Origin of the sequence: Streptomyces sp. SID13031, assembly GCF_010548305.1 — a bacterium.
Lineage (GTDB): Bacteria > Actinomycetota > Actinomycetes > Propionibacteriales > Kribbellaceae > Kribbella.
The window spans coordinates 455042-473707 of record NZ_JAAGLV010000004.1 but is presented as its reverse complement, the minus strand read 5'-3'; the positions used below and the strand labels follow the sequence as shown (position 1 = coordinate 473707).

Genomic DNA, 18666 nt, shown 5'->3' with positions numbered 1-18666 from the left:
ATGGAACAGATCGACGTACTACTCGCCGCCGCGGTAGCGGCACCGTCGATGCACAACACCCAGCCGTGGCGCTTCGAGGTCAACGGCACGGTCATCGACGTGTTCCTCGACGGTTCCCGCGCCCTGCGCGCCGAAGACCCGACCGGTCGGGCGATGCGGATCGCGGTCGGCGCCGCGGTCTTCAACCTGCGCTGTGCCGCAGCTCATCTGGACCTCGGCTCCGGCTACGGACTCGCTCCGAACCCCAGCGAACCGGACCTGGTCGCGCGGATCGTGCTCGAGGACGCCCAGCAAGTCGATCCGGACCTGAAGAAGCTCTATCGCCAGGTCGCCCGCCGTCACACCAGCAGACTCCCGGCCCGCCCGGCACCGCCGGCCGCAGACTCCAGGATCAGCCTGATGCAGGCCGCGTCAGCCGAAGGCGCCGAGCTCACCTGGCTCCAGCAGACCGACGCGAAGCAGCTGATGGCAATGCTCATCGACGTCGACCTGCGCGAGATCGGTGACTGGAAGCGGAGCGCCGAGCGCAGCAAATGGGTCGGCGGGGAGCGGGCCGTCGACGGCGTGCCCAGCAGCGTCCTCGGACCGCGCCCGATCGACTATCCGGCACCGGTCCGCAACCTGGGCGCACCGCCCGCCGACCGCGCCCGTCCGATCGCAAAGTTCGAAGCCGACGCGGCGCTCGCGGTGCTGTCCACCGACCGCGACGGCCCAGTCGACCAGCTCGTCGCCGGCATCGCTCTCGAGCATGTCCTGCTCGCCGCGACCCGGGACGGTCTGACCGCGTCGTTCCTCAACCAGCCGCTCGAGTTCGACGATCTCCGCGTCGACGTCCAGAAGCTCACCGGCAAACCCGGCTTCACCCACATGGTGATCCGCTTCGCCCACACCACCCAGCACGCCACCACCCATCGCCGGCCGCTGGCCGACGTCGTCCAGACCGGAATATCAGCATGAGCCCGGCCAATCGCCTGGTTCGTCGGCTCCAGGTCGGTTGTGAGGGCGTCGGGGCTCGACGGGACTTCACCACCCATGACGTCTTGCAGTCGCCTAGGTGCAGCGCGTAGCGTCTGTTTCTCGGCTGCCCCAGACCTTGGCGGCGCGTCCAACGCGTCCACAAGGAGTCTGCGGACATGCTCGTCATCAAACCGTCGTCGCCAGAAGCCCCACGAATCGGCCTTGCCGCGGCCACGGTCCTGGCTGGGGCGTCAGGCCTTCCAGACCCGCTGAACCGGGTCACAGTAGCCACCTCCGATGGCATGATCACGGTCGCGGCGACCGGCCGGATCGACCAGTTGACCGCGGTAACGTTCCGAGCGGAGCTCCTCGCGGTCTGGCCGGTCCGCGTCGGGATGCTGACCGTGGACCTGTCGGCCTGCACCTACCTCAGCATCGGCGCTGTCCGCGCACTGCAGTACATCTGGCGCCATCACCCACTCGGCGGTGGCCAGTTGCAGATCACCGCCGAGCATCCCGAGGTCATCGCGGCCCTCGACACCGCCAACATCCCTCGGGTACGCGTCCCGAACCAGGTCAGTTCAACGTCGTGACAAGGTCGTCGACGACGCGTCGCTCGGTGGTCTGCTCCCCCGTACGACGGGCGGTGCGTTAGCCGAGGACCGGCTACGCGCTGTGCACCACCGCGACCGGGCAGGTCGCGTGCTGGAGGACGCCTCGGACGACCGAGCCGAGCAGCATGACCGACAGGTGCGGGCGACGGCGTCCGCCCAGGACGAGCAGCTGAGCGTGGACGGCTTCGGCCGCATCCATCAGGCCTTCGACCGGATGACCGCGACGGACATCGAGTTGAATCTCGAGCTCGGGATACTTGTGGCGCCACTGGTCCGCGACGGCCTCGTAGTGCCGATCGGCGGTGGCTGCCCCGTCCTCCCTGACGCCAATCGGGGCGCCTTCCCAGCCGTAGACGGCGGGAAGGTCCCAGATGTGCACCAGCCGCAGCGGCACGTTCCGCTCGACAGCCAGTTCGACCGCGAACTCCACTGCCGGCTCGTTCTCCCCCGAGTCGTCCAGAGCGGCCATCACCGGGGCACCGTCCAGTGCGCCTGCCCAGCCGCTCGGTACCACGACCACCGGCACCTGTCCCAGACTCGTGACCGCCTCGGACGTCGAGCCGATCAGCAGTCGCTTGAAAGTCCCCATCCCCCGGCGGCCGACCACGAGCATCCGGCTCCCCTGCGCCGCGTTCGTCAGGCTGCCAACAGGTGACCCCGCTGACAGCGCCGCCTCGTGGTCAAGGTCGCCACCATTGGCCTTCATCCACTCGCGGACATCTTCGACCAGGTCTGTCTCGGTCTGAGCGATGACGACCGGCTCGTAGTACCGAGTGCGCTGGGTCTTCTGCTCGACGACGTGGACAGCGTGCAGCGGCTCGCGCCGCAGCAGGGACTCGTGCAGCGCCCAGTCGAGTGCGCCGGCCTCTCGCCAGGCGCCGTCGATCCCGACCTGGATCACCGGGCGGACGATTTCGGGTGACAGCGTGGTGGAGGACACGATGATTTCCTTCCGATTCGGGGAGTCTGATCCGATCGTGGCCCGCGACCGCCGGCCGCCAGCAGAGCCCGTGGTCACCCGATGAGTGCCGAAAGACCCCCTGGGCTCGGGACTGATGGCCGGTGTGGTGGCCAGTGCAATGGGGCGAGGCTGAGGGTGTCCTGCTCCAACGATCGGAGTCACTGTGCGTCAACTGCTGGAAAAGCCCCTCGCGGACGCCGAACTGCACGCGATCAACGCCTACTGGCGAGCCGCCAACTACCTGTCGGTCGGCCAGATCTACTTGATGCACAACGCACTGCTGACCGAGCCGCTACGTGCCGAGCACGTCAAGCCGCGCCTGCTCGGCCATTGGGGTACGACGCCCGGTCTGAACCTGCTCTACGCCCACCTCAACCGGGTGATCAAGCAGCGTGATTTGTCGATGATGTACGTGATCGGCCCCGGTCATGGTGGCCCGGCGATCGCCGCGAACACCTGGCTCGAAGGCAGCTACACCGACACCTATCCCGATGTGACCCGCGATGCGGCCGGCATGCAGACCCTGTTCAAGCAGTTCTCCTTCCCCGGCGGGATCCCCAGCCACGTCGCTCCCGAGCTGCCCGGCTCCATCCATGAGGGCGGCGAACTCGGCTACTCACTCAGCCACGCGTACGGCGCCGCGTTCGACAACCCGGACCTGGTGGTCGCCTGTGTGATCGGCGACGGCGAGGCCGAGACCGGCCCGCTGGCCGCGTCCTGGCACTCCAACAAGTTCCTCGACCCCCGCACGGACGGCGCGGTCCTGCCGATCCTGCACCTGAACGGCTACAAGATCGCGAACCCGGCGATCCTGGCCCGGATCGGCGACGAGGAGCTCACCAGCCTGCTCGAGGGCTACGGCCACCGGCCCTATCTGGTCGAGGGTCACGATCCCGACGTCGTCCACCAGACCCTCGCCGCGACGCTCGACGCAGTACTGGACGAGATCGCCGACATCCAGGCCGAGGCGCGCACCAACCCCGGTACGCCGCGCCGCCCGTGGCCGATGATCGTCCTGCGTACTCCGAAGGGCTGGACCGGTCCGCAAGAGGTCGATGGCCTCCCGGTCGAGGGCACCTGGCGAGCCCATCAGGTCCCACTGACAGCAGTCCGTACTTCGCCGGAACACCTGACGCTGCTCGACACGTGGATGCGCAGCTACCGAGCCGAGGAACTGTTCGATGCCGACGGCCGGCCAGTCGCCGAACTGACCGACCAGGTCCCTTCCGGAGAACGCCGAATGGGCTCCACCCCGCACGCGAACGGCGGACTGCTGACCCGAGCGCTCGACCTGCCTGCCCTGGCGGAGTACGCCGTCGACGTCCCGCAGCCGGGCAGTGGACCCCACGAGCCCACGCGGGTGCTCGGGACCTTCCTCCGCGACGTGATGCTGGCGAACGCAGCCCACCAGAACTTCCGGGTCTTCGGACCCGACGAGACGGCGTCGAACCGCCTCGACGCGGTCTACGAGGCCACCTCCAAGGCCTGGAACGCCGGGGTACTCCCGACCGACGAACACCTCGCGACAGACGGCCGCGTGATGGAAATCCTCAGCGAGCACACCTGTCAGGGCTGGCTCGAGGGCTACCTGCTGACCGGAAGGCACGGCTGGTTCTCCTGCTACGAGGCCTTCGTGCACCTGGTCGACTCGATGGTCAACCAGCACGCCAAGTGGCTGAAGGTCTCCAACGCGCTGCCCTGGCGGCGAACCATCCCTTCACTGAACTACCTGCTCACGTCGCACGTGTGGCGGCAGGACAACAACGGGTTCTCCCACCAGGATCCGGGCTTCATCGACCATGTGGTGAACAAGAAGGCCGAGGTCGTCCGCGTCTATCTGCCGCCGGACACCAACACCCTGCTGGCGGTCTCGGATCACTGCCTGCGGAGCCGCGGCTACATCAATGTCGTTGTCGCAGGCAAGCAACCTCAGCCCAGCTGGCTGGATCACGAGTCCGCGGTCCTGCACTGCGCCAGAGGTCTTGGGGTATGGCAGTGGGCGAGCAACGACAACGGCGACCCGGACGTCGTACTGGCCTGCGCCGGCGACGTACCGACGCTGGAAACCCTCGCCGCTGTCAGTCTGCTGCGCCAGCATGTCCCGGACCTCAAGATCAGAGTCGTCAACGTCGTCGACCTGATGCGCCTGCAGCCCGCCTCGGAACACCCGCACGGACTGACCGACGCCGAGTACGACGCCATCTTCACCACCGACAAGCCAGTGATCTTCGCCTACCACGGCTACCCGTCGCTGATCCACCGCCTCACCTACCGGCGCCACAACCACGCGAACCTGCACGTCCGCGGGTACAAGGAAGAAGGAACCACCACCACCCCCTTCGACATGGTGGTCCGCAACGACCTCGACCGCTACCACCTGGCCATCGACGTGATCGACCGCGTCCCCGGCCTCGGCCAGCGCGCGGTCGACACCCGCCAATGGCTCACCGACCAGCGCGCCAGGCACCACGCCTACATCGTCGAGCACGGCGAAGACCTCCCCGAAGTACGCGACTGGCAATGGGCCCCCACACCCGTAGATCCCTCATGACTGCCACCCGGCGACTGCCCGTAGTAGCGGGAGTCGACGGCTCCGAGGCCTCCGACACAGCCCTTGGCTGGGCCGCCGCGGAGGCCGCCTCGAGACAGGTGCCACTCCACCTGGTCCACGCCTTCGTCTGGCCACTCTTCGGGGTACCGCTCGGTCCCAGCCCGCTCGCACCAGGGCTCCGCGCGGGAGCCCAGCAGATCGCTGACACGGCCACTGAACTCGCCCACAAGCTCGAACCCGACGTGACCGTCGAGACGACCGTCGTCGACGGCCTCGCCTTCCCAGTACTGGGTGAGCAATCCCGCGACGCCGGCCTGGTGGTGGTCGGCAGCCGAGGAATAGGGCCGGCGCTCAGCATCCTGGTCGGTTCCACTGGCGTTGATCTCGCGGCCTACGCCCATTGCCCGGTCGTCGTCGTCCGTCCTGAGCGCGACGCTCCCGCAGGCAGCACGGTCGTCATCGGGTACGACGGATCACCCGCCTCCACCGCGGCGTTCCACTTCGGTCGCAACTACGCTCGCCGCCACGGACTGAGCATCCGTTTGGTCACCGTCCGGTCGCCCGGCTGTAGCCACCATGTCGAGCTGTCCTCAGAACTCGTCTCACCCGCCGACCGGGTACCAGACGAACCACCGATCACGATCGACCGGGTCGTCGGTCACCCGGCCGAGCAGCTGCTCCGTCTGTCGGCCGACGCGCAGCTCGTGGTCGTCGGCTCCCGGGGCCGGGGCGGCTTCACCGGCCTACTCCTCGGATCGGTCAGCCAAGCCGTACTGCATCACTCAGACTGCCCGGTCGCCGTAGTCCGCTGAACACCGCGATCATGGCCCTATGACGACCTGTCAGGGCTGCAAGCGATCCGCGTCTGCCATCGACTGCAGCGGGGCCTTCTATCCCTGCGTCACGTACTGCCCCGCGTGCACGCGGGGAATGCGCGCGCAGCAGGTCGCCGGGTTCCCAGTAGACCTACTGACATGCCAGACCTGCGGGCACCGCACCGCAGTGCACCGAAGCCAGCGCCTGCCGTGTGGGAGGTGCAAGGACGGACCAATGCACAAGTGGGCGCAGGTCATGGAGGACGAAGTACGAGCCATGGATCTGGCCGCTGGCTTCGAGTTTGTGGCCCAAGCGCAGCACAACCTGCTGAACCCGGGAGGACGTGCAACGCACATCTCGTCGAGGTGGTTGCGCCACCTGCGATGTGGACAGATCGTGCCCCGCCGGCAGCGGTACCGGTTGGACAACAAGACCGGCGAGGTAGCACCGCCACAGTGCATGAACTGCGGCGACGAGCCCTGGCGGCCATCAACCGCTATCAAGCCCACAGCGCGCGATTTGCTGTATCTCGTCCGGTTCGAAGCGCGCGGCGTCAGGTTCCTCAAGATTGGCCGGACGCTGGCCGGCCTGGACCGCCTGCCGTCTCACCTGCGCCTCGGGGCGCAGGTATTACAAGTGGTCGAGTCGACCTACGACAAAGTGCAGCCCGCCGAGCGGAACATCATTCGAGCCATGGCCGACTACCGCATGACGACGCATCCGTTCACTGAGCACTTCACCACAGCCGAGACGTTCCGGCTCGGAGCGCGCCCCATCATCGGTGACCTCGCCACCTGGGTCGGACGCGGAACCCGCGACCGCACCACCGAATGGGTCCAGCGATACAGCCGATAGCGTTCCGAGCCGGCGATGAGCTGCTTTAGCCTTCGTCGTCGGGCTCGGACTGCTCCGGGCCGTCCTGGGTCAGCTTGGAGCGATCATCGGCCGCCGAGGTGCGGTCGCCCTTCGAATCCGACCGATCCATACCGGCAGACAGCCGTGCCTTGTGCACAGGGCCGTAGTCGTCATCACGAAGGAACGAGTGCAAGCTGGCCGCCTTGTCCCGCTCATCGGCGACCGCATCGCGCTCCTCGGCCAGCTCGTCCCGCTCATCCGCGGCATCAAGGATGGCTTGAGTCTCCTGCTCACGGCCCTCGTGCGCGGACTCCTTCGCCTTGACAGCCTTCTCCCGCGAGTCCAGCGCAGCCTCTCGCTCGTCTGCCTCGTGCTCGCGCCCATCGGCCCCACCTGAACCTTCATCGGCTCGCTCTGAAGGCACGGGTCGCTCATCCATCAGGTTCCTCTCATCGGCAACGTCTTCTGCCGTGCAGGCCCTGAACTCGCTCCTCACGCTGACAGCCGGCGGCACGACCGCCCCCTCAGCCTACGGCCGGAGCACCCTCCGAGCACGCCGAACAGCCGCGCTCCAGTGGTCACACTCTTTCCATGGCCTGGCCGGCGCGCAGCCAGTCCGCCGGTCCGGATCCTCCGCTGGAAGCTCCCGGTCCCGATCGCGGTGCACCTCGGTCACGCATCCGGCGAACCGGAACCGCCAGGGCTGCGTGTTGTGCATCGAGGGTGCCGCGACGGCTGCGCGGAGCAGCTCGTCGCGGTCGTGACCGGACGGCACCATGATCGTCAGGCCTCGAGATCCTTCGACTCGTCGCTGAACAGCGCCACCTTCAGCGCACCTGTCTCCCCCGCACGGGAAAACACGTCGTACGCGTCCTGCATCTCGTGCAGACCGAACCGGTGTGTGATCAGCCCCGGCATCGACAACCTGCTCGCGGCCAGCATGGCCAGCAGCCGCGGCGTCGTCGAAGTGTCGACCAGCCCGGTGGTGATGGTGACGTCCTTGATCCAGAGCTCCTCCAGATGCAGCGTCACCGGGGCGCCGTGGACGCCGACGTTCGCGACCCGGCCACCTGGCCGGATCACCTGGGTGCACAGCTCGAACGTCGCCGGTACGCCGACGGCCTCGATCGCGACGTTCGCACCGAGCCCTCCGGTCAGCTCCCGGACCGTGGCGACCACATCGTCATCCGGACCGAACACCAGATCGGCACCGTGATCCAGCGCGGCCTTCTGCCGCGCCGGGGACGAATCGACCACGATCACGCTCGACGGACTGAACAGCTTGCTGGTGGTGATCGCTGCGAGCCCGATCGGTCCGGCACCGACGATGACGACCGTGTCACCGGGGCCGACCTGACCGGCCAGCGTCCCGACCTCGAACGCGGTCGGGAGGATATCGGCCAGCAGCAGCGCGGCCTCGTTGCTCACACCGTCCGGCAACTTGTAGACCGACCGATCCGCGAACGGCACCCGGACCTGCTCGGCCTGGGTCCCGTCGATCAGGTGGCCGAGGATCCAGCCGCCGCCTCCCAGACACTGGCCGTACCGGCCCTCCCGGCAGTACTCGCACCGGCCGCACGAGGTGATGCACGAGACCAGCACCCGATCGCCCGGGGTCACGCCGCGGACGCCTTCGCCCACCTCGAGAATCGTGCCGACGGCTTCGTGTCCGAGGATCCGGCCGCGGTCGACGGTCGGTACGTCGCCCTTGAGGATGTGCAGGTCCGTGCCGCAGATACTGACGGCATCGACGCGCACGATCACATCGTCCGGATCCTGGATCACCGGATCCGGCACCTCCCGCCAGCTCCGCTGCCCGGGTCCGTTGTAGACAAGTGCCTTCATGGTCGGTCGACCTCCATAGCTTGACGTTCGCTGTCACTTCGACGGTCCCTTCTTTCGCCGTCACCCGGCAGGGCAGAACCGCACCAGCCCAGCAGGACCTTCGTCGCCTCCGGACAGGCCCTTCACCCCTGGCGACGAGTCCGGACCGCGGCTGCAACACCAGGGGACACGCCGGCTGCCCGGTCGCGATCGTCCACGCTGGCCGGCCGGCCGGAGGTCCCGCCAACCGGGGACCTTCGGCACTGGGGGTCGCGGACCACTGGCTGGGAAGGTCGGGAGTATGGATGCCATAGACCTTGCCCGGTGGCAGTTCGGGATTGTCACCGTCTACCACTTCTTGTTCGTTCCGATCACGATCGGGTTGTCCGCGCTGGTCGCCGGGCTGCACACCGCGTGGTACCGGACCGGGAACCAGAAGTACCGGCGGATGACGCAGTACTGGGGAAAACTGTTCCTGATCAACTTCGCGATCGGCGTGGTGACCGGGATCGTCCAGGAGTTCCAGTTCGGGATGAACTGGAGCGACTACTCGAAGTTCGTCGGCGACATCTTCGGAGCGCCGCTGGCGATCGAGGGGCTGCTCGCGTTCTTCCTGGAGTCGACCTTCCTCGGCCTGTGGATCTTCGGCTGGGACCGGTTGCCGAAGAAGGTGCACCTGGCCTCGATCTGGCTCGTTGCCATCGGCACCCAACTGTCGGCGTACTTCATCCTGGCCGCCAACTCCTGGATGCAGTGGCCGCTCGGCTACACCTACAACCAGGCGACCGGCCGCGCCGAGCTGCACGACTTCGGGGCCGTGCTCACCAACAAGGTCGCGCTGGTGACCTTCCCGCACACGATCGCGGCGAGCTTCCTCACCGGCGGCGCGTTCATGCTGGGCATCGCCTTGTGGCACCTGCTCCGTCGCCCTGGCGAGCACACCGCACTCTTCCGGCCGGCCGTCAAACTGGGTGCGATCACGACCCTCGTCGCAGCCGCCGCGCTACTGGTCACCGGTGACATCCAGGCCAAGATCATGACCGAGACCCAGCCGATGAAGATGGCCGCGGCCGAAGCGCTCTACGAGACATCCGCACCGGCACCCTTCTCCCTCCTGACCATCGGCTCGCTCGACGGCAGCAAGGAGGTCTGGTCACTCAAGGTCCCGCACGGCCTGTCCTTCCTCGCGACCGGCACCACGACCGGCAAAGTCGAAGGCATCAACGACCTCCAGGCCGCCTACGAGCAACGGTTCGGCCCGGGGTCATACACACCGAATGTGCCGCTGACCTACTGGACCTTCCGGTTCATGATCCTGTCCGGTGTCCTGGCCGCGGCCATCGCCTTACTGGCGTTGTGGCGTCTGCGCAGACCTCGCTCCAGCAAGTGGCTCATCCGCGCGGCCCTCGCCGTCCCGCTGCTGCCCCTCCTGGGCAACAGCTTCGGCTGGATCTTCACCGAGATGGGCCGCCAGCCATGGATCGTCTTCGGCCTGATGCAGACCCGCGACGGCGTCTCCCCCAGCGTCGGCGCCGGCACCGTCCTGACCTCCCTGATCGTCCTTACCCTCCTGTACGGGGCACTGGCGATCGTCGAGGTGTTCCTCCTGCTCCGCTTCGCCCGCGAGGTGCCCGCCGAGGCCGACTCGTCCGACCCGGAGGCCGCTGAACCGGCCTTCCTGTACTGAGGAACACACCGATGGCACTCACCGATATCTGGTTCCTGCTCATCGCCGTCCTCTGGACCGGCTACCTCGTCCTCGAGGGCTTCGACTTCGGCGTCGGCATGCTGCTGCCGATCGTCGGACGCGACGCCATCGACCGCAAGGTCACGCTGCGAACGATCGGCCCGGTCTGGGACGGCAACGAGGTCTGGTTGCTCGTCGCCGGCGGCGCGACCTTCGCAGCCTTCCCGTTCTGGTACGCGACGCTGTTCTCCGGCTTCTACCTCGCCCTGCTGATCATTCTGGTCGCGCTCATCCTCCGCGGCATCGCACTCGAGTACCGCGGCAAGATCGACGACCCGACCTGGCACCGCCGCTGGGACATCGTCATCGTCGGCGCCAGCGCAGTACCAGCCCTGCTCTGGGGCGTTGCGCTGGCCAACATCGTGCGTGGAGTCCCGATGGGCGCCGACCACGAATACGCCGGCACCTTCCTCACCCTGCTCAACCCCTACGCGTTGCTCGGCGGAATCACCACGCTGCTGCTCTTCGCCTTGCACGGCGCGATCTTCCTCGCCCTGAAAACCCACGGTGAAGTGCACGACAGAGCACTCAAGGTGGTACCACCGCTCGGCATCGGGGCCGTCGTCGCAGCCGCGGCGTTCCTCGGCTGGACACAGACCCTCGACGGCTCCTGGATCACCTGGACCCTCGCGCTGGCCGCCGCGCTCTGCCTGGTCGGCGGACTGGCCGCCTCCCGGTTCGGCCGGGAAGGCTGGGCGTTCCTCGGTACCGCCGCCACCATCGCACTGGCCACCGCGACCCTGTTCACGACGCTCTACCCGAACGTGCTGCCCTCGACAACCGACCCCGCGTTCAGCCTGACCACCCTCAACGCCGCCTCGACCCCGTACACGCTGAAGATCATGACCTGGGTCGCGGTCATCTTCACCCCTGTGGTGCTGCTCTACCAGGGCTACACGTACTGGGTCTTCCGCGCCCGACTCGGCCGCGCCGACTTCCCCGTTCCCGCCCACAAGGTCACCAACTGATGCCCGCCATCGATCCGCGACTGCTGCGCTACGCGAAGGCCACCCGGATCTTCCTCGCGCTGTCGGTCGCGATCGGCGCGGGCCAGGCGGTGGTGATCCTCGCCCAGGCATGGTTGCTGGCCTCGATCATCACTGACGCCTTCCTCCACGGCGCCGGACTGGGCGACCTCGGCAGCCGGCTCACGCTGCTCGCAGTCACGCTGATCGCCCGCGCCGGCCTGGCCTGGGTCGCCGAAGTAGTCGCCCACCACTCCTCAGCGGCCGTGAAATCCGAACTCCGGATGCGACTACTCCACCAGGTGGTGCGACTCGGCCCACGCTGGCTGACCTGCGAACGCAGCGGCGAACTGACCACCCTGGCAACCCGCGGCATCGACGCCCTGGACGACTACTTCTCCCGCTACCTACCGCAACTCGTACTGGTGTGCTTCGTGCCGCTGGTGGTGGCCGGCCAGATGTTCGCAGCCGACTGGCTCAGCGCCACCATCGTCGTCGTCACCCTGCCACTGATCCCGATCTTCATGATCCTGGTCGGCCTGACCACCAAGCAACTGATGGCCAGGCAGTGGGCATCCCTCCAACTCCTCGCCCACCACTTCCTCGACGTACTTGCCGGACTCGGAACCCTGAAGTCCTTCGGCCGCTCACGAGCACAAGTCGCCACCATCGACAGGCTGGCAAACAAGCAACGCAAGGCCACCATGGCCTCACTGCGGATCGCCTTCCTGTCCTCACTTGTACTGGAGTTACTCGCAACCCTGTCGGTCGCGCTCGTGGCCGTCTCAGTGGGACTGCGTCTCGTCGACGGCCGACTCGACCTCCAGACAGCGTTGCTGGTACTGATCCTGGCACCCGAGGCCTACTTGCCGCTGCGCCTGCTCGGCGCGCACTACCACGCCAGTGCCGAAGGCCTGGGTGCCGCCGAGCAGGTCTTCACAGTGCTCGACAGGGAGGTTCCCCAGACCGGCCACGGATCCGTCGATGCCTCCCGGACGATCGAGGTCGAGAAGGTCGTGGTCGCCGCCGCGGATCGTGACGGCCCGTCGCTCGACGGGCTCTCCTTGACGATTCCGGCTGGACAGGTGACGGCAGTCGTGGGGCCCAGCGGCTGCGGCAAGTCCACCCTGCTCGCGGTTCTGCTGGGTTTCGCCGAACTCGAGGGCGGCCGCGTTGTCGTCGGCGGCACCGACCTGGCGACGGCCGACCTGGACGTGTGGCGGTCGCAAGTCGCCTGGCTCAGCCAGGATCCGGTGCTGTTCGCCGGCACCGTCTTCGAGAACATCCGGCTCGGACGCCCGTACGCCGATGAGGATGCCGTACGGCGAGCGGCCGGTGCCGCAAGGGTCGACGTACCGCTGGAGAAGGTGATCGGTGAACGCGGCAACGGTGTCTCCGCCGGACAGCGCCGCCGGATCGCCTTGGCCCGAGCCCTGCTGCTTGATGCTCCCTTGCTGCTTCTCGACGAACCCACCGAGGGCGTCGACCCCGAGACCGAGCACGATCTGCTCAGCACGCTGCCGACGGCCTTCGCCGGGCGGACCGTCGTACTCGTCACCCACCGCGCGGGGTTGCTGAGCCTCTGCGATCACGTGATCGACCTGGCCCCCGCGCAGGTTCCGGTATGAGCTCTCTGCGGTGGCTCCTCCGGATCGCGCGGCCCGAAGCCTGGCGGCTCGTTGCGGCCGCGGTACTGGGCTCGCTCGCCCTCGGCTGCTCCATCGGCCTGATGGCAACCTCCGGCTGGCTGATCTCCCGTGCGGCCCAGCAACCGCCGGTGCTCTACCTCACCGTCGCCATCGTCGCCGTCCGCGCCTTCGGCATCGGCCGCGGCGCGCTCCGGTACGCCGAACGCCTGGTCGGCCACGACGCCGCCTTCCGCGTCCTCGCCCGGACCCGGGTCCAAGCCTGGCTCGACCTCGACCGAGCCGCACCGGCCGGACTCGGTAAACTCCGCTCCGGCGACGTCCTGGCCAGCCTGGTGGGCGACGTCGAAGCCGTGCAGGACCTCCTCGTCCGCGCGGTCCTGCCGATCGCGGTCGCCCTGATCACCGGTACTGCGACCGTAGTACTGCTCGGCGCGCTACTTCCGGCCGCCGGGCTCGTCCTCCTTCTCGGACTCCTGGTCGCGGGGGTGGTCGCTCCGGCAGTCACCTTGTCTGTCGCTGGACGGGCCGAACGCCAGCTCGCTCCGGCGCGGGCCGCATTGGCCGACCCGGTCCACGATTTGCTGACCGGTGCCGCTGAACTGATCGCCTTCGGTGCGGCCGGACCGGCACTCGAGCGAATCAGAGTCCACGACCGCAAACTAACCTCACTGGCCCGGCGATCCGCCGCCGGTGCAGGTGCCGGCGCCTCCATCGGCGCGGGAGCGCTGGCGCTGACCGTGGTCGGCGAACTGCTCGTCGGGATCCAGGCCGTCCGCGAGGGCCGCCTACCCGGAGTACAGCTGGCCGTACTCGCACTGACCCCGCTGGCCGCGTTCGAGCTGACCAACTCGCTGCCGACCGCAGCCAGACATCTCGTCCATGGCCTGCGGGCCGTCGACCGGCTGCGTGCACTCGGGGATCTGCCACATCCTTCGGTTGCTTGGGGCAACAAACATGTGATCGGTCACACCCTGAAGATCGCCGGTGCGAGCGCTCGCTGGCCGGGAGCCGCACAGCCGACCGTGCGCGACATCGGCCTGAGTCTGCCCCCTGGCCGCCGGGTTGCCGTGGTCGGCGAGAGCGGCGCCGGCAAGAGCACCCTGATCGCCGCGCTCGCAGGCTTCCTCGCCACCGAACGCGGGACGGTCACCTACGGCGGCATCCCACTGACCGAGCTGGACGAGAACGCCTTCCGGCGTCAGGTGGTGGTCTGCGCCCAGGACGACCACCTCTTCGACACCACCATCCGCGACAACCTGCTCGTCGGCAAACCCGACGCCACCGAAACCCAACTGATGAACGCTCTGCGCCAGGCCCGGCTCGCGTCCTGGGTCAACCGTCAGCCGCACGGCCTGGACACCACCGTCGGAGAACGGGCCGGCCAACTCTCCGGCGGCGAACGCCAGCGCCTGGCCCTGGCGCGAGCCCTCCTCGCCGACCCCGCCGTCCTACTCCTGGACGAGCCCACCGCCCACCTCGACGAGGCCACTGCAGCAGAACTCACCCGAGACATCCTCACCGCCACCCGCGGCCGAGCCACCCTCCTGGTCACCCACCGCCTGGCCGGCCTGGAAGACCTCGACGAGATCATCGTCCTGAGCCACGGCCAAGTACTTCGCCGCGGCCGCCCCCTCGACATCCTGCGGCCCGGAACGCGAGAGTTCGCCGGCTCCCAGGACGACGATCGGTAGGGTCGGCAGATGAGGCGCGACCAGGACAAGGCAGGCAAGGGCGTCGACCGGATGCCGAAGAAGCTCTACGAGCGGGAACTGCTGCGGCTGCAGGCCGAGCTGGTCAAGCTGCAGGAGTGGGTCCGGTCCGAGGGGGCTCGCGTGGTGGTGATCTTCGAGGGCCGGGACGCCGCCGGCAAGGGCAGCACCATCAAACGGGTGGCCGAGTACCTCAACCCGCGCGTCGCCCGGATCGCAGCGTTGCCCGCACCCACCGAGCGGCAGCGCACCGAGTGGTACTTCCAGCGCTACATCGAGCACCTACCGGCCGCCGGCGAGATCGTCCTGTTCGACCGCAGCTGGTACAACCGGGCCGGTGTCGAGCGCGTGATGGGCTTTTGCACGAGGCAGGAGTACACCCGGTTCCTGCACCAGTGCCCGATCTTCGAGCGGCTCCTGGTCGAGGACGGGATCCTGCTCCGCAAGTACTGGTTCTCGGTCAGCGACAACGAGCAGGAGAATCGCTTCCGCAGCCGCCTCGAGGACCCGATGCGCCGCTGGAAGCTGTCACCGATGGACCTGGAGTCGATCGCACGCTGGGAGGACTATTCCCGGGCGAAGGACGAGATGTTCATCCATACCGACGTCCCGGAGGCACCGTGGTCCGTGGTCGAGAGCGAGGACAAACGATCCGCGCGGATCAACATGATCGCGCACCTGCTCTCGACCATCCCGTACTCCGAGGTGCAGCGTCCGCCACTCGAGCTGCCGCCGCGGCCTCCGTCCAAGGGCTATCAGCGGACACCGCGGGAGATGCAGACCCAGGTCCCCGACCATGCCGCAACCCTGCGGATGCACTGACCGCCGGATCTCGGATGCCGACGGGCGTACGCCGTCTCGTCAAGAATCGTCCTGGGTCATCAGGGACCTAAGACTCTGCGACGCCCCCTGTCTGCTCGTGATGCTGGAAGCAGAGAGGGGATCACCTCACCATGACGACTCAGCACAGCGGCACGACGACTGAAAACAGCGCCTGGCGTGGCTTCGGCGGGCACGGATGGCAGCAGCGTATCGACGTCGCGCAGTTCATCACCGCCAACCTCACGCCGTACCCGGGCGACGGCTCGTTCCTCGAGCCACCGACCGCGCGAACCGAGCGGCTCTGGAAGGCGGTGTCCAGCCTCTTCCCGGAGGAACGGGCACGGGGCATCCTCGCGGTCGACCAGCAGACTCCGTCGACCATCACCAGCCACGCGCCTGGGTACATCTCCCGGGACGACGAACTGATCGTCGGTCTGCAGACCGATGCACCGCTGAAGCGGGCGATCATGCCGAACGGCGGACTGCGGACGGTCGAGGCGGGCCTGCGTGCCTACGGCTATGAGCTGGACCCAGCGGTCCGCAAAACCTTCACCGAGTATCGCAAGACCCACAACGATGGAGTCTTCGACGCGTATACGCCGCAGATCCGGGCGGCACGGCGTTCATCCATCATCACCGGTCTGCCGGATTCGTACGGCCGTGGCCGGATTGTCGGCGACTACCGCCGGGTGCCCCTGTACGGCGTTGACCGGCTGATCGCCGACCGGGAGGCCGCGAAGGCGACCCTGGCTGAGCGTCGCTCGACCGCGGACGTCGTGCGGGACCGCGAGGAACTGTCGGAGCAGATCAAAGCGCTGCGCGAGCTCGTGACGATGGCCGCTTCGTACGGCTGCGACGTAACCAGGCCGGCGGAGACCGCCCACGAGGCGGTCCAGTGGCTCTACCTGGCCTACCTTGCCGCCACCAAGGAGCAGAACGGCGCGGCGATGTCGCTCGGCCGCACCTCGACGTTCCTCGACATCTATCTCGCACGTGATCTCGCAGCGGGCCTGATCGACGAGTCGCAGGCTCAGGAACTCATCGACCAGCTGATCGTCAAGCTGCGCATCATCCGGTTCCTGCGCACCCCGGAGTACGACGCCCTGTTCTCCGGGGACCCGACCTGGGTGACCGAAAGCATCGGTGGCATCGCCTCCGACGGCCGGCCGCTCGTCACCAGGTCCTCCTTCAGGTATCTCCAGACGCTCTACAACCTCGGCACGGCCCCCGAACCCAACCTGACTGTTCTCTGGTCACCGGACCTCCCCGCGGGCTTCAAGGCCTTCGCGGCGCAGGTCTCGCTCGACACCAGCGCCATTCAGTACGAGAGCGACGAGCTACTGCGGCCGAGGTACGGCGACGACACGGCGATCGCCTGCTGCGTTTCGGCGATGGCCGTGGGCAAGGCGATGCAGTTCTTCGGAGCCCGGGTCAACCTCGCGAAGACGTTGCTCTACGCGATCAACGGTGGTCGTGACGAGGTCACCGGGGCGCAGGTCGCGCCCACGACCCCGCCGGTCAGCGGCGAAATCCTCCGGTATGACGACGTCCTTCGCCGGCTCGACGAAACGATGGGCTGGCTTGCCCAGACCTATGTCGATGCGCTGAACGTCATCCACTACATGCATGACAAGTACGCCTACGAGCGACTCGAGATGGCTTTGCACGACTATCCGGTGCATCGCACGATGGCCTGCGGGATCGCCGGTCTGTCGGTGGCGGCGGACTCCCTGGCAGCGATCAAGTACGCGACCGTGCGGCCGGTCCGCGACTCGAACGGTCTCGTCACCGACTATCTGTGCGATGGCGACTTTCCCACCTTCGGCAACGACGACGACCGGGCCGACGAGATCGCCGTCTGGCTCGTGAACACCTTCATGGACAAGATCCGCGCGCAGCAGACCTATCGCGATGCCGAACCCACCCAGTCGGTGCTGACGATCACCTCGAACGTGGTCTACGGCCGCAAGACCGGCAACACCCCTGACGGCCGCCGAGCGGGCGAGCCCTTCGCTCCCGGAGCCAATCCCATGAACGGCCGTGATCACCACGGCCTGATGGCAGCGGCGCTCAGTGTCGCGAAGCTGCCCTACGACGCCGCACGGGACGGCATCTCGCTGACCACCTCGGTCACCCCCGCCGGCCTCGGACGGTCGAGGGAAGAGCGGATCGCCAACCTGGTGGGCGTTCTCGACAGCTTCGTCGATGCCGGTGGCTTCCATCTCAACGTCAACGTTCTCGATCGGGCGACCTTGCTCGACGCGATGGAGAACCCGGAGTCGTATCCGTCCCTCACGATCAGGGTGTCCGGCTATGCGGTCAATTTCGTCCGGCTCACTCGTGAACAGCAGCTCGACGTGATCAACCGCACCTTCCACGCGGGGCTTTAGCAGTGGCTGCCATGAACAGTACTGAGGAAAGGCTGGCCACAGCGTCCGGTGCTCTCCATTCGTGGGATCTCTCTTCCGGTGTGGACGGTCCCGGTACCAGGCTCGTGCTGTTCCTGGCCGGTTGCCCGTTGCGTTGCCTCTACTGCCAGAACCCCGATACCTGGCAGGAACGCGACGGCGCGCGGACGTCGGTCGCCGCGGTGATGGCCAAGGTCCACCGCTACCAGCACGTCTTCTCCCGGACGGGCGGCGGTGTGACGCTGTCCGGCGGCGAACCACTCCTGCAACCGCGATTCGCCGCGGCCGTCCTGCGCGCCTGCGCCGAAGCCGGGGTGAGCACGGCGCTCGACACTTCCGGAGCGCTCGGCGCACGAGCGTCGGACCAACTGCTCCTGGACACCGACCTGGTCCTGCTCGACATCAAGGCGTTCGCGCCGCACACCTACACCCGGATCACCGGCGGCGGCGACCTGGCGCCTACCCTTCGCTTCGCCCAGCGCCTGGCCAGGCTCGAACGCCGGGTGTGGATCCGCTTCGTCCAGGTTCCCGGCATCAACGACAAGGCCGACGAAGTCGAGGCACTGGCCGACTTCGTCGCAGACCTCGGCACTGTCGAACGGGTCGACGTGCTCCCGTTCCACAAACTCGCGCTGCCGAAGTACGAGGCACTGGGGATCGCCTTCCCCCTGATCGATCGGCCGGTGCCCACGCTCGATCAGACAGCGGCCGTCCGAGCCATCTTCACCGCCCGCGGGCTTCAGGTGACCTGAAAGCCCAACCCACCATCACCCAGGACGCCCGACTCC

15 protein-coding genes are annotated in these 18666 nt (G+C 67.6%); 12 read left to right on the top strand and 3 right to left on the bottom strand.

Annotated elements, in window-relative coordinates:
- Both G3I17_RS12000 and G3I17_RS11995 read left to right on the top strand, forming a co-directional pair.
- Positions 1–957 (top strand): nitroreductase (locus G3I17_RS12000; RefSeq protein ID WP_164596033.1); only part of this gene is annotated, 957 nt, incomplete at its 5' end.
- Positions 958–1133: 176 nt separating this feature from the next.
- Entirely contained in the window at positions 1134–1550 is a 417-nt protein-coding gene (locus tag G3I17_RS11995; RefSeq protein ID WP_164596032.1) for an STAS domain-containing protein, read from the top strand.
- A 73-nt stretch (positions 1551–1623) separates the two neighbouring features.
- Here the strand turns inward: G3I17_RS11995 and G3I17_RS11990 are convergent, their stop codons facing one another.
- Positions 1624–2511: a universal stress protein gene (locus tag G3I17_RS11990; RefSeq protein ID WP_164596031.1), complete on the bottom strand. Its 888-nt coding sequence runs from the start codon at positions 2509–2511 to the stop codon at positions 1624–1626.
- 184 nt (positions 2512–2695) lie between these two features.
- On the opposite strand from G3I17_RS11990, the gene G3I17_RS11985 reads away from it, so the two are divergent.
- The 3 genes from G3I17_RS11985 to G3I17_RS11975 all read left to right on the top strand — a co-directional run bounded on the left by G3I17_RS11985 (position 2696) and on the right by G3I17_RS11975 (position 6754).
- Positions 2696–5083, top strand: coding sequence for a phosphoketolase family protein (locus G3I17_RS11985; protein ID WP_164596030.1), 2388 nt, complete (start codon positions 2696–2698; stop codon positions 5081–5083).
- On the top strand, positions 5080–5895 hold the full coding sequence (locus G3I17_RS11980) for a universal stress protein (protein ID WP_164596029.1): 816 nt from the start codon (positions 5080–5082) through the stop codon (positions 5893–5895). The genes G3I17_RS11985 and G3I17_RS11980 overlap by 4 nt, the downstream gene beginning before the upstream one ends.
- A gap of 238 nt (positions 5896–6133) precedes the next feature.
- Entirely contained in the window at positions 6134–6754 is a 621-nt protein-coding gene (locus G3I17_RS11975) for a hypothetical protein (protein ID WP_164596028.1), read from the top strand.
- Positions 6755–6779: 25 nt separating this feature from the next.
- Here G3I17_RS11975 and G3I17_RS11970 read toward each other — a convergent pair whose 3' ends face one another.
- On the bottom strand, positions 6780–7178 hold the full coding sequence (locus G3I17_RS11970; RefSeq protein WP_203590028.1) for a hypothetical protein: 399 nt from the start codon (positions 7176–7178) through the stop codon (positions 6780–6782).
- A 359-nt stretch (positions 7179–7537) separates the two neighbouring features.
- Entirely contained in the window at positions 7538–8599 is a 1062-nt protein-coding gene (locus G3I17_RS11965; protein ID WP_164596026.1) for an alcohol dehydrogenase catalytic domain-containing protein, read from the bottom strand.
- A 280-nt stretch (positions 8600–8879) separates the two neighbouring features.
- Here G3I17_RS11965 and G3I17_RS11960 point away from each other — a divergent pair, with 280 nt between their 5' ends.
- The 7 genes from G3I17_RS11960 (at position 8880) to pflA (ending at position 18630) form a co-directional block, all read left to right on the top strand.
- Entirely contained in the window at positions 8880–10265 is a 1386-nt protein-coding gene (locus G3I17_RS11960; RefSeq protein WP_164596025.1) for a cytochrome ubiquinol oxidase subunit I, read from the top strand.
- 11 nt (positions 10266–10276) lie between these two features.
- Entirely contained in the window at positions 10277–11293 is a 1017-nt protein-coding gene (cydB, locus tag G3I17_RS11955; protein WP_164596024.1) for a cytochrome d ubiquinol oxidase subunit II, read from the top strand.
- Entirely contained in the window at positions 11293–12918 is a 1626-nt protein-coding gene (gene cydD, locus G3I17_RS40675) for a thiol reductant ABC exporter subunit CydD (protein ID WP_164596023.1), read from the top strand. Before cydB ends, cydD begins: the two co-directional genes overlap by 1 nt.
- A complete protein-coding gene (gene cydC, locus G3I17_RS40670; RefSeq protein WP_164596022.1) occupies positions 12915–14630 on the top strand; it encodes a thiol reductant ABC exporter subunit CydC in 1716 nt (571 codons plus the stop codon). Before cydD ends, cydC begins: the two co-directional genes overlap by 4 nt.
- A 9-nt stretch (positions 14631–14639) precedes the next feature.
- Entirely contained in the window at positions 14640–15470 is an 831-nt protein-coding gene (gene ppk2, locus G3I17_RS11940; protein WP_164596021.1) for a polyphosphate kinase 2, read from the top strand.
- A gap of 131 nt (positions 15471–15601) precedes the next feature.
- On the top strand, positions 15602–17860 hold the full coding sequence (gene pflB, locus G3I17_RS11935; RefSeq protein WP_164596020.1) for a formate C-acetyltransferase: 2259 nt from the start codon (positions 15602–15604) through the stop codon (positions 17858–17860).
- An 11-nt stretch (positions 17861–17871) separates the two neighbouring features.
- On the top strand, positions 17872–18630 hold the full coding sequence (gene pflA, locus G3I17_RS11930) for a pyruvate formate-lyase-activating protein (protein WP_164596019.1): 759 nt from the start codon (positions 17872–17874) through the stop codon (positions 18628–18630).
- Positions 18631–18666 lie beyond the last annotated feature (36 nt).